This window comes from Marinobacter maritimus, assembly GCF_007671675.1.
Classification (GTDB): domain Bacteria; phylum Pseudomonadota; class Gammaproteobacteria; order Pseudomonadales; family Oleiphilaceae; genus Marinobacter; species Marinobacter maritimus.
The window spans coordinates 533,535-544,986 of the sequence record NZ_VCGW01000001.1; the positions used below are offsets into that span (position 1 = coordinate 533,535).

An 11,452-nucleotide genomic window follows, 5' to 3' on the forward strand; every position below is an offset into this window, starting at 1 on the left:
TTCCTTTGTTATCTGCCGGTCAGGAGCGTGCGCTCTCTGCCTTGTGTCGCGCCTGTATGAATTCCCGGTGGTTTAGGTGCAGCAGGTCAGCCATACGGCGAATAAGGTGTTCTTCGTACTTGTCGACGCGATCATCCGCGAGCGCAACCTGCCAGATACTTTCCAGCAACGACTGTTTGCCCTCTTGGTCCAGAGACTCGTTGATCTGCTCTGTGAATTCATACAGCGAGGTGGCATGGTCCGCCTGCTCCAGGGCATGGCGGAGAATTTCTTCTGCTTCTTCCCGGGTCAAGTGATGAGCTTTTACCGCACAGTCTACGATAGCTTGCAGCTCTCGCTCGTCTTCATCGTTATCAACCCTTGAAAGCTGCACCATCAAGGCAGTTGCTGCAATCGCCATCTCGCGAGCATCGGGTTTATGGTGCTCTGTTTCCGGCGTGCTAAACAGTTTTTTCAGGCTTTCAATCATAATCTGTCACGATCATTGAGGTACGTTGAAGTTGCATTTAGAACACCTTGAAGGCGCGCAGTAATCAGGCCGCTTTACTGGCTAGTTGGCGGACCTGGCCTTCCAGTTCAATCTGGTCGACGGTGAAGCGACGAATGCCGTCTGCGAGTTTTTCAGTTGCCATGGCATCTTCGTTGTTCTCCCAGCGAAACCGTTTTTCATCCAGAATACTGAAGCCGTCTTGTGAACTTGCTCCATCCGCAGAGAGTCGTTGCTCCAGACTTCCGTGGTCGTCCTGCAGCTCCTGCAACAACGCAGGGCTGATGGTCAGGCGGTCACAGCCCGCCAGCATTTCAATTTCTCCGGTGTTGCGGAAACTCGCGCCCATAACCACCGTACTGTAGCCATTGGCCTTGTAGTAATTATAGATGCGGGCGACTGAACGTACACCTGGGTCCTCGGTAGCAGGGAAGTGGTCCCGCCCGCTGCTGGCAAGGTGCCAGTCCAGTATACGACCTACGAAGGGAGAGATCAGGAACGCACCGGCTTGAGCGCAGGCGGCTGCCTGCACGAACGAGAACAGCAGCGTGAGATTGCAGCGAATACCTTCCTGCTCAAGTATCTCCGCCGCGCGAATGCCCTCCCAGGTAGCAGCAATCTTGATCAATACACGGCGGGTATCTACGCCCTGTTGGTCGTAAAGCTCTACAAGGCGGCGTGCGCGCTTGAGCGTGGCCTCGGTATCGAATGATAGTCGAGCATCAACTTCCGTTGAGACCACCCCTGGAATCAGATTAAGTATCTCCTGGCCCGCCAGAACTGCCAGCATATCGGTTGCTACCGTCAACTGCTCGGCATCGGAGCCACCCTGCTTGCGAGCCATGGCAACCGCTTTTGCCAACATAGGACGGTAGGCTTCGGAAGCGGCCGCTTTGAGCAACAGTGACGGGTTTGTTGTAGCATCCTGCGGGCGCCATTGGGCGATGGCACCGATATCGCCGGTGTCGGCGACTACCGTTGTCATCGTCTTCAATTGTTCGAGTTTGTTGGCCATTCGTAATGTCGTCCGGGTTGATGTTGTATCAGCACATCCGAATCCCGGAGGCTGGTTATAGGTCTACAATAGCGGGCTGTAAAGACAGGAACAAGACAGCAAAAAGTAAGGTTCTGGCAATAACGCGTTAAGGTCGCGGTCAGGCGCTGGCTGTCTCGTCATTTAACACAGGCTGGGCGGGCTCCTGAACCTTCTCCAGAGCGGTCTGGAGAACCTCCAGCCCGGCGCCGCGCTTATGAGCGTTTTCGCTGATATAGCGACGGAACTGGCGCCCGCCGGGTACACCATGGAAAAGCCCCAGTAAATGTCGGGATATATGGCCGAGGAAGACGCCGCGCTCCAGCTCGCTCTGGATAAACGGGTACATGGCCCTGAGAGCATCATGGCGTGAGGTCATAGGAGCCTCGTCACCAAAGAACTCCGGATCCACGCCCGCCAGAAGCCAGGGGTTGTGGTAAGCCTCGCGGCCAAGCATCACGCCATCGGTGTGCGTTAGGTGTTCCTGGCATTCGTCAAAGGTTTTTATGCCGCCGTTGATAACGATCTCAAGGTGGGGGTATTTCTGCTTAAGGCGGTACACCCAATCGTACTTTAACGGCGGAATATCCCTGTTTTCCTTGGGGCTCAGGCCTTCAAGTACAGCAATGCGGGCGTGCACAATAAACGTCTGACATCCGGCGGCGCTTACCTTGTCCACGAACTCGCAAAGATCCTCCCAGGATTCACGCCCGTTAATGCCTATACGGTGCTTAACGGTAACCGGGAGTTGCGTGGCTTCAATCATTGCGTTGACGCCTTCTGCCACTTTATCCGGATGTGCCATCAGACACGCGCCAATCATGTTGTTCTGCACCCGGTCGCTGGGACAGCCAACGTTCAGATTTACCTCACTGAAACCAAACTGTTCAGCCAACCGTGCACAATGGGCCAGCTCACTCGCGTCACTGCCACCAAGCTGCAATGCTAGCGGGTACTCGGCAGGATTGTGATGCAAAAACCGCTCTGTATCCCCGTGAATCAACGCGCCAGTCGTCACCATCTCGGTGTAGAGCAGCGTATGCCGGCTCAACAGGCGTGCGAGGTAACGATATTGCGGGGTAGTCCAATCCATCATAGGCGCGACGCAGAAGCGGCGAGATGGGTTGGTCCCGCTGTTTTTGGAAGATGTATCTTTGATCATTAAATGCTCAATGCGGACCGGTTATGTGGGGTCACAACTCGAAGGCAGGCGTTTGGCCTGAAAGCTTCGGCAGAACGGAATGTTTGAGCCGGGATTCTATCAGGAAACCGGATTCTTTGGTTTACTGAGTATGTTTTGTACTATCAGTAATAGCCGATTTTCTGATCAGCCTGCTGCAATTTGCAGTGTTCAACATGGATAACCCCTATTACATTCTGTCCCCTATTAAAGATAACCTTCCCCCTCTGCGACCTTATATCGCTGATTTTTCTTCTTCAGGCCAGTCCAGGCCAGACCAAACGCTGATAATACAAGCCTTTCCGGGCTTTACAAGGAACCTTGAGCGGATGAATCCACACATTTTGGCGGCCATTCTTTCGGCCGTTTTCATGGGCACAATTGGCGCGGTTGCTGTTTATGCTGACGTCAGCGCGGAAACGGTTACATTTTATCGCCTGTTTATTGGCGCTGTTTTGATGGGTTGTTTTCTTCTGTTTACAGGCCAGAAAGACAAAGTATTTACCTGGCCCGGTTTCAAGGTTTTGGTAACAGGCGCGTTCCTCGCATGCTTTGTAGTCTTTTACGTAATGGCTTTGAGCTACACCAGCATGGCGAACGCGGTTATGTTGTTGTATCTGGCCCCGGTTACAGCGTCGGCGGTCGCACATTTTTTTATGGGTGAGCGTTTATCAGGGCTCAGCGCAGCTTTGATAGGCATGGCGCTGTTTGGCTTTGCGATGATGATGGAGTTCAACTTTAGCCTGACTGGGCGAAATGAAGAATCGATCGGTCTGTTTTACGCACTGTGTGCCATGTTGTGTTATGCGGCCTTTATGCTGACCAATCGACTAATTCACGAGCGGGTGCATGTGCTGACCCGAAGTGGATTTCAAATGCTCGTTGGGGCCCTGTGCGTGTTGCCTTTCATGCTTCAGCAAGGTGACAGCATCGGTGCGGTGCAGTGGGGTTGGCTGGTGGTGGCCGGTATCGTTCCGGGATTCCTCGCGATCATGTTAGCAGTGGTGGCTTTGAGGGCGCTCCCGGCAGCGACCTTCGGCACCCTGGCCTATCTGGAGCCGATTACCGTAGTCGCGCTGGCGTGGTTCCTGTTTGATCAAAGCCTGAACACCTTGCAGCTCTCTGGAAGCGTTCTGATTATTGTCTCGGGCGCGATTCAGGCCGTGTTGTCGCAGCGAAGCCCACGCTGGGTTGCTGCGGAGCCAACGGTGGGCGTGGGCTAGGTGGCAGTTGATGAGACCGGGGCAACAGTGAAAGTAGCAAAACTGGAGCCACGTACTCCTGATGAAATCAGACGCTTCGCTAACGGCCAGCAACGTCGTGCGATTCGTGATGAGTTAGCGGAGCGTTACAAAGCACTTGAGGCCCCAAAGGTATAATGAGCTTGGCTTGCGGGCCTCAGCGCTTAGGTTTTCAGAAAACAAACTCGAGCCCAGCGTACCAAGTGCGCCCGGAGGCCGGCTCAAAGTACCGCTCGTTGCTGGCGTTAATGCGAAGATTGGCGAAGTAATCCTTGTCGCCCAGGTTGCGAGCGCCCGCAAAACCTTTCAGCAGAAGATTTCCACCTGCGTACAGCGTGTTTCCGCCGCGCAGGTTTACTAACCAGTAGTCGTCGACCTCCACCTCATTGGCATCATCGGCGACCATGTCGCCGATATAACGGGTCTCCAGTGTGGCAAAAATGCCACCTAAGCCTTGCCATGTGAGGCGGTTAGACCAGGTTTGCTCTGGCAGGCCGGGTAACCGGTTGCCATCGTAAACGTCGCCTCCCGAACGGTATGTCTCAAACGTGTAATTGGCGAGGGTGAGGGCAGTTTCTACGCGCCAACTTGGTGAAAAAAGCCAGCCGGCCGCCGCCTCGAAGCCCTTGCGTGTCGTATCCCCGGCATTGCGATAGAACGTCCGGTCATCGGATCCCGCCAACTCATAGGGAACCAGTTCATCACGAACATCGACCCAGAACAGCGTGAGGTCATAGGCAATGCCGTTGTTGAGGGTGCCGCGAAGCCCCAATTCATGATTGAGAGATTTTTGTGGTTCGGTTTCCGGATTAAACCCGCCCACGCCCGACGGGTTAGCAAACTCCGAGAATGTGGGTGTTTCGAACGCAGTGCTGATATTGGCGTAGGCCTGGTGAGATTCCAGATAACGATAGCTCAAGCCTGCAGAACCACTCCACTCCCGGAAGGTACGGCTGCCGCTTTGGTTTCCATCAGCGGCAAAATCATCATCGACCTTGAGGCGAATCCGGTCGAAACGGCCACCAACGGACAGGGTGATTTGATCAGTAAGGCTCAGGTCGCCTTGTGCAAACGCGCCCAACGCGAATGCCGTTTGCAGTTCCTCTGCGGTCAACCCTTGCAGATCACCACTGAAGCTCATTTCTCGGCGGATACGGTCATCCCGCTGCTCACGGGCTTCTACGCCTGCGACGTAGCGAAATGGAAGCCCTGAGAGCTCAAGCGACTGCCGGTAATCGGCCCTTGCTCCAAAATAGTCCCGGTCGTAATCAATGCGGCTGTCACCAGGGTAGGGCAGTTGCTGTTCGAAGTTCCTGCGCATATAGAATGTTTTGGCTCGAAACACGCCCGGCCCCGCAGAAAGATCCTGATATTGCAGGCCCAATACTTGTTGATCGACGGTTTGCCCGGTGCCGTACTCTTCTGTGAAACGCCCAGCCTGGGATCTGTCGGCTTCCACCTGTTCGGCGGTAAGCGCCCCCGGGTCTTCCGAGCGAGGATTCTGCAGCAGATTTATAATGGCGGTCAGTGAGCGATCGTTGCCCAGCTCTCGGCGCAGCTTGGAATTAAGCAGATATTTTTCGACCTTGGCATTGTCGCGATAGCCTTCGTAGTTGAGTGCAGAAGCGCTTACGCTGTGTGACCAAGGGCCGTTGGTTTGGCTATTTTTTACGGAGACCTTGCCAAAACTATCGCTTCCGCCGGTGAGGCGTACCGATGTTTCATCAGGTTGACGACGCCCGTCGGCGGTGGTTACGCTGATAACGCCACCCGCTGCGTTTCCATACAGAACCGAGGCTGGTCCCCGGATAACTTCGATACGCTCGGCGCTGTCCAGGTCGATGGCATCTAGCTGAGCCTGGCCATCTGGCAACGTGTAGGGAATGCCATCAACGACAACTGTAACGCCACGAACGCCAAAAGGCGCTCTGGCCCCAAAACCACGAATGGCTATGCGCTCACCTTGGGCGTAGTTCTCCTGATTCTGTAGAAAAATACCCGGAACCTGGCTCAGGGTCTCATCCAGCTTTAACTTGGGCTGGCCTTTATGAATCGCGTCTTGCTGAACGATCGACATGGCAGCCGGTGTTTCATAAAGGGCGCGCTCCATCACTGGAGACGTCACCACTATGTCAGCGGTAGGTTGCCCATGAGCCGTTGTGGTAAACGGGAGGGTTATGAGTCCGCTCAAAAAGAGAAATGTAGATTTTTGGTTATTCATAGGTCTCATCTTGGGAGGATGATATTTAAACCGGAGATAGCTGAAACGTCTGTCTATTAGTGTAGTGCCAAGTCTCAATAAAGCGCAGGTGGTTTAAATGCAGGTTTGGGTGGTGCCTAAGTCGTGACCGATGCTCGAGATCTGACGACATCCTCAAGCATCCACATTCGCCACCCCAAACGGAATATGCACCATAGGAATATCCCCCGCGTCAGATTCCAGGTGCGATCGTTGGTCATTAAAAAACATGTGGGGTTTGAGCACGTTCAGAATCCGGTCTTTCTTCATGCCCCCCAGGAAGAAAACCTCATTGGCGTCCACGCCCCAGTGTTCCAGCGTTGTAATCACCCGCTCATGGGAGGGCGCATTGCGGGCCCCGGAAAATGCGATCAGACTTGCAGAGATCAAACAGAGCGCTGGAGGCAACTGCAATAACGAGCTTGTCTTCGATCGGGTAGGGCATCGGAAGGTAATTCCTTTTTTTGCCGATATCTAATGGGTTTTGTCTTAAATGACATCAACCGATCTTGAACCGGCGTACCAGGCTGTCGAGATCCTCCGCCATATCGGCCATCGACTTGCTGGACTGGTTAACGTGGGCAATGTCGTCCGTAAGCTCGTCGATAGCACCACTGCTGGCCTCGAAGTTTTGAGTCATCTCCGCCGCCGTTGCACGCTGTTGTTCAGTGGCGCTCGCAATTTGTGTGGTCATTTCCACAATCCGGTTCACGGCAGCCAGAATTTCCGACAAGGCGGTGCCGGATTTTGTGGCTTCTTCTCTGGCTTCACCCGCCATTTGCTTGGCTTTGCTCATATCAACGACCGCACCCGCAGCGCCGCTTTGCAGGTTCGATACAATGCGCTCTATGTCGACGGTTGAGTCCTGAACCCGCTTGGCCAGGCCACGGACTTCGTCTGCAACTACAGAGAAACCCCGGCCTGCATCTCCTGCGCGGGCTGCTTCGATAGCCGCATTCAGCGCCAGGAGGTTGGTCTGTTCTGCAATCGCCTGGATAACCTCCAGCACACCGCCAATTTCACCCGACTCCTGCTCCAGGCGCTGGATACGCTGTGAACCTTCTTCTACCTGCTCCGCCAGTTTCGTTACCGATGCTATTGCCGTCGCAACCGTTGCCCGCCCCGTATCGGCCAGGTTGGCCGCCTGACGCGCAGATTCATCTGTGTCGCTCGTATTCGACGCAATTTCATCCGAGGTGGAAACCATCTCCTGCATCGCGGCCGACATCTGGGTGATCTGATCTCGTTGCTGCTCGGCATTGCCTGAGGTTCTGCTGGTTATGCCAGACAAGGATTCCGATTCGGTGGTGAGTCGGCGTGACGACGTAACGATCTGGGAAATGGTGTTTTCCAACGTCTCCAGAAAGGAGTTTACTGCCGAAATAAAGTCCCCAATCTCATCCGGCCGCCCTCTGGTTAGCCGGGTCGACACATCCCCCTTGTTATTGCCTATGTCTTTCAGGTACATGAGGATTTCTGTTCGGGCGCGCTTCACACTGGCGCCCATGATCCGGCTCAATAAAAAGGCAACCACCAGCCCCAGAATGACAGAGGCGATGAATGCAGCGAGTATAAAACTGAGTGCCGTGCCGGTTTCGGCTTCGGCTTCGTCGGCTACAGTTTCGAGGGCGACGAAGACCTTTTGTTCAAGATTTCGCGCCAGCTCGGTGATATTGGGGCCCAACACGTCAAGCTTGGTGTTTTTCGTGTTGATCATTGCTCTTTGATGGACCAGCAGGTCGTCTACGGATGCCTGATATTTCGCCAACGTTTCTGTCGCGGTATCGATATACTGCCGGATGTACTGCGGAACCGTGTCCATATCAAGAAAAGCGAGGCCATCAGCCAGGTCTTCCATAGCATACCCAAGGGCTTTTTCTGAGGATTCGTCGCCGTTTGCGAAGTATCGCTGTGTTGCCATTCGCATCAGGAGCGTGTCGTTGATCAACTGTTCCAGAACGACTCGTAGCTGACTATCGGGTTCTCTGTTGGTAATTCCGTCGATGGCTCTTCGCAGCGCTGCTGATGCGGTCGGGCCATATTTGTCGAGTTCGTCGGCAATGATACGTTGTACTTGCTGTTTGGCTGGCACCAATTCGGTTTTGAAAATACCAACGTACTGTGATGTTGCCTGCTCAATTTCACCCACGAGCTGCTTGCGCTCTGAATTTTGAATATTTTTCTGAGCATCGGACATTGTGCCGAAAAACTCGGATTCAAGCTGCTCGAAACGAGAGAGAATTTCGTCGTCGCCTGTGACGTAATAATCAAAGACCCACAGCCTCATCCTGTACAGATTAATGAGAACCCCCGTCGCAACGGCTGTTTCCGGGGCCAGATCCCGTGCAACCGTGCCCATTCGTTCATCCAGGTTTTGAAACTCTCGGATGCTGTAGAAGGTGACGAATGCGAACAGCAGTAGAATGAAAACGGGTGCGATCAGGAGTTTGCCGCTTACGCCGAGTCGGCGTTCAATCGATTCAAATGTGTTTACAGCCACGGGTCCATCTCTTTTTATAGTGTTTGATAACCTGGTTAACGGCTGCTCAGGTAAAACCTGAACAAATAATCGCTCCGTAAACCTCGTTTGGGGCGAAAGGGCAGAGGCTGCGCCCTCATGATACGAAAGCGCGCTTCTCCTCCAGGTTTCGATGCTGGCATTCCGGTAAAGAACGATCCAGTATGGTTTTCGAAAACATAACTATAATATGATTTACCAGCAAAGGAGGCTCTAAATATGGCGACCCTTAACCAAGTGCGCCACGACCACGCCAACATGGCGCGGTTGCTGCACGTACTCTTGCTCCGGCACGAGTACCTGGCGCAGGGCGAGCGCCCGGACTTTCGTCTGATACGTGAAGTCGTGGATTACATCATTGATTATATGAACGCTTTCGTCAGGCCCCTTGAGCGTCTTTACAGCGAGCATCAGGTGGCCAAAAAGTTCAAAGCCGGCGAAGTAGGGCAACAACTGGCCGAAGATTATCAGGCCCTGCGGGAGCGTCTGGATCTGCTTTCCGAAAATATTGATATGATTCTTCTGGATGCGGTGGTGCCCATGGATCGTTTTGCCGACGATCTCAAGGCCTATCTTGATGCTCATCTCGCCTACTTGCGTGCCGAGCGTGAACAGCTATTCCCATTCTTTCGTGAACAGTTGTCTGAAGAAGAACAGAAGCATCTGCTTGATATGCTGCCGGAGGGCGCACAGGCAAATCTGGCGCGACTTAAAGAAGACTATCCCCAGCTGTACGAGGAATTCGAGGCCGCGCCTTCACCTTTTGCCTAAGTGCCTTGTCACGGGCGCCAGGGATAAATATGGACGCTCATTCCTCGGTCGACAGGTGGCTACGAATCAGTTCGGCCAACTGTTTTACAGGCTCTGAAGGTCGGCCAGCTGGCCGGTGCAGGGCAATCTCCACGTACTGAAGTGCTGGCATGCCGCTACGCTCATCCAGCACTCGCAACTGGGGTGTCAGCATATTGCGGGTTATAACAGCCACCGCGAGCCCCGCTGCGACCACTGGCATCAGGCCGGTCATGGACTGGCTGGAATAGGCCATTCGCCAATCTCGCCCGGCGTTCGTTAACGCTTGTTCGGCAACGTCGCGGAATACATCTGCCCCCGGTGAATAGAACGCCAGAGGTATCGGGTCGGTCAGCGATGGCTGGGCGTTGGCGCCGACAGCCCACATCAGCGGCTCACGCCGGATGACTTCACCACCCGGTGAACGGGCCTGGCGTGTCACTACTGCCAGGTCCATGTTTCCAGACTGCACCTGTTTTACCAGCTCGACGCTTGATCTGCAGGTAACCTGCAACTGCACTGCCGGAAACTGCCGGTTGAAGTGAGACAGTACCGAGGTCAACAGAAAAGCATAATCCTCCGGAATGCCAAGGTTCAGCTCCCCGGAAACCTGGCGTTGCTGCACGTCATCAACGGCTTCATTGTTGAGCTCCAGCATTTTTCTGGCGTAACCCACCAGCTTCTGGCCTTCGGCTGTAAACCGGATACGACGCCCGTCTTTCTCATGCAGCGGAACGCCGAGCGCTGCTTCCAGGCGGTTCAACTGCATGCTTACTGTGGACTGTGTGTAGGCCAGCCTCTCCGCTGCGGCCGTCACTGTTCCGGTGTCTGCGATGGTCACCAGTGTCAGGAGCATGTTCAGATCCAGTATCCGGTTTCTCAATGTATCAATCCTTGTGATGTGTAGTATCAAAAACAATTGATTTTGTGATGAGTGGTGAGTGTATAGCCTGTAGCTGTCGAATCCAATCCACCCACAGCCACAGGAGTCACGACGGTGCGCATATTGACTAACCCCTCCCGCCCACTTTTTATCAGTATCATTGCCGCGCTTTTTGCCGTTGTACTCTGGGCAGGCGCGCCCCTGCTGGTAGATATTGCCAGTTCGGTACCGCCGTTCCAGCTCACTACCATTGCGTTAATCAGCGGCGCCATAGTGGCCTTGCCGATGAGCATTCGTAAGCGACGTAATCGCAGTGTTCAAACGGTTCAGTCTGCGGTTTCCCTGAAGTGGAAACTGACGATCTATGGCTTGGTTCCGGCTCTGATACTCGGGGCCATCGGCGGCTATCTTTCCGGTGTTGGAATGGCTCCGACCGCAGAGGCAGCGCTGATAACTTATACTTGGCCGGTGATGTTTATTGTTATCAGTCAGTGGCTTTTTCATCGCCGGCTTCCGCTGCCTGTTTTGGGTGGCGCACTCATTGCGTTCTCTGGCGCTGCCGTTTTGCTTTCCCCGGAAGCGGGAGGTGAAGCGTTTTCCAAATACATGGCAGGTTACGCATTGGCGCTGATGGCAGGTTGCTGTTGGGCCGTGTATTCGTGGATATGCCAGGCTGCGCCTGTTGCGATTGCACCGCTGATGCCAGAGCTTTTTCTGCTGGCTGCCGTGGGAGCGGCAATCGCTGATGTTCTTTCTGGTAGTGCTTTCGGGTTGCCTTCCGGCATCGCCCTTATTGCCGGTGTTGCGCTTGGTGTCGGCCCGTATGGGCTTGCGATGGTGGCATGGGACCTGGCACTGCGAACCGGGCCGGCAGCGCTGGTGGGCAGTCTGGCCTATGGGGTGCCCGTCCTGGCGGCCACGTTCCTGGTAATTGCCGGCGTTGCATCTCCGGACTGGCGCTTGCCCCTGGCTGCGCTGCTGGTGGTTGCCGGATCTGTTGTGGCGACCATGAAACGGGCGACACCGGCCTGAAATGTTGATGTAAACGTAATAGACTTCGGCTGGTAGATTTCCTTCTGCTA

The 11,452-nt window shown here is 54.4% G+C and carries 11 protein-coding genes and 1 pseudogene; 4 read left to right on the forward strand and 8 right to left on the reverse strand.

Features of this window, described 5'->3' with window-relative positions; genetic code table 11:
• Nucleotides 1-19: 19 nt before the first annotated feature.
• The 3 genes from FFI90_RS02430 to dusA form a co-directional block, all read right to left on the reverse strand.
• Nucleotides 20-469, reverse strand: a complete 450-nt coding sequence (locus tag FFI90_RS02430; RefSeq protein WP_144776190.1) for a tellurite resistance TerB family protein — start codon at nucleotides 467-469, stop codon at nucleotides 20-22.
• A 64-nt stretch (nucleotides 470-533) separates the two neighbouring features.
• Nucleotides 534-1,502, reverse strand: a complete 969-nt coding sequence (gene tal, locus FFI90_RS02435) for a transaldolase (RefSeq protein ID WP_144776191.1) — start codon at nucleotides 1,500-1,502, stop codon at nucleotides 534-536.
• A gap of 139 nt (nucleotides 1,503-1,641) precedes the next feature.
• A complete protein-coding gene (dusA, locus tag FFI90_RS02440; protein WP_144776194.1) occupies nucleotides 1,642-2,682 on the reverse strand; it encodes a tRNA dihydrouridine(20/20a) synthase DusA in 1,041 nt (346 codons plus the stop codon).
• Between the two features lie 347 nt (nucleotides 2,683-3,029).
• Here dusA and FFI90_RS02445 point away from each other — a divergent pair, with 347 nt between their 5' ends.
• Both FFI90_RS02445 and FFI90_RS20385 read left to right on the forward strand, forming a co-directional pair.
• The gene (locus FFI90_RS02445; protein WP_144776196.1) at nucleotides 3,030-3,923 is read left to right on the forward strand and encodes a DMT family transporter; all 894 of its coding nucleotides are present in this window, start codon (nucleotides 3,030-3,032) and stop codon (nucleotides 3,921-3,923) included.
• Between the two features lie 27 nt (nucleotides 3,924-3,950).
• Nucleotides 3,951-4,079: a hypothetical protein gene (locus tag FFI90_RS20385; RefSeq protein WP_281288080.1), complete on the forward strand. Its 129-nt coding sequence runs from the start codon at nucleotides 3,951-3,953 to the stop codon at nucleotides 4,077-4,079.
• A 34-nt stretch (nucleotides 4,080-4,113) separates the two neighbouring features.
• Here FFI90_RS20385 and FFI90_RS02455 read toward each other — a convergent pair whose 3' ends face one another.
• From FFI90_RS02455 to FFI90_RS02465, 4 genes and pseudogenes are all read right to left on the reverse strand, one after another.
• Nucleotides 4,114-6,162, reverse strand: a complete 2,049-nt coding sequence (locus FFI90_RS02455; protein ID WP_144776198.1) for a TonB-dependent receptor family protein — start codon at nucleotides 6,160-6,162, stop codon at nucleotides 4,114-4,116.
• Between the two features lie 153 nt (nucleotides 6,163-6,315).
• Nucleotides 6,316-6,552 (reverse strand): annotated as a pseudogene (locus FFI90_RS20425) (5'-nucleotidase); the annotation flags it as partial.
• Nucleotides 6,515-6,625, reverse strand: a complete 111-nt coding sequence (locus tag FFI90_RS20470; RefSeq protein ID WP_425463072.1) for a 5'-nucleotidase — start codon at nucleotides 6,623-6,625, stop codon at nucleotides 6,515-6,517. The pseudogene FFI90_RS20425 and the gene FFI90_RS20470, both read right to left, overlap by 38 nt.
• Before the next feature lie 54 nt (nucleotides 6,626-6,679).
• Nucleotides 6,680-8,680 (reverse strand): methyl-accepting chemotaxis protein, encoded by a 2,001-nt coding sequence (locus tag FFI90_RS02465; RefSeq protein ID WP_246123290.1) that lies wholly within the window; start codon nucleotides 8,678-8,680, stop codon nucleotides 6,680-6,682.
• Nucleotides 8,681-8,917: 237 nt separating this feature from the next.
• Between FFI90_RS02465 and FFI90_RS02470 the strand changes: the two genes are divergently transcribed.
• The gene (locus FFI90_RS02470; RefSeq protein ID WP_144776200.1) at nucleotides 8,918-9,469 is read left to right on the forward strand and encodes a hemerythrin domain-containing protein; all 552 of its coding nucleotides are present in this window, start codon (nucleotides 8,918-8,920) and stop codon (nucleotides 9,467-9,469) included.
• Nucleotides 9,470-9,506: 37 nt separating this feature from the next.
• On the opposite strand, the gene FFI90_RS02475 is transcribed toward FFI90_RS02470, so the two are convergent.
• Nucleotides 9,507-10,370, reverse strand: coding sequence for a LysR substrate-binding domain-containing protein (locus tag FFI90_RS02475; RefSeq protein ID WP_144776202.1), 864 nt, complete (start codon nucleotides 10,368-10,370; stop codon nucleotides 9,507-9,509).
• Between the two features lie 114 nt (nucleotides 10,371-10,484).
• Between FFI90_RS02475 and FFI90_RS02480 the strand changes: the two genes are divergently transcribed.
• Nucleotides 10,485-11,402 carry a DMT family transporter gene (locus FFI90_RS02480; RefSeq protein ID WP_144776204.1) on the forward strand — a complete coding sequence of 306 codons (918 nt, stop codon included), beginning with the start codon at nucleotides 10,485-10,487 and terminating at the stop codon, nucleotides 11,400-11,402.
• Nucleotides 11,403-11,452 lie beyond the last annotated feature (50 nt).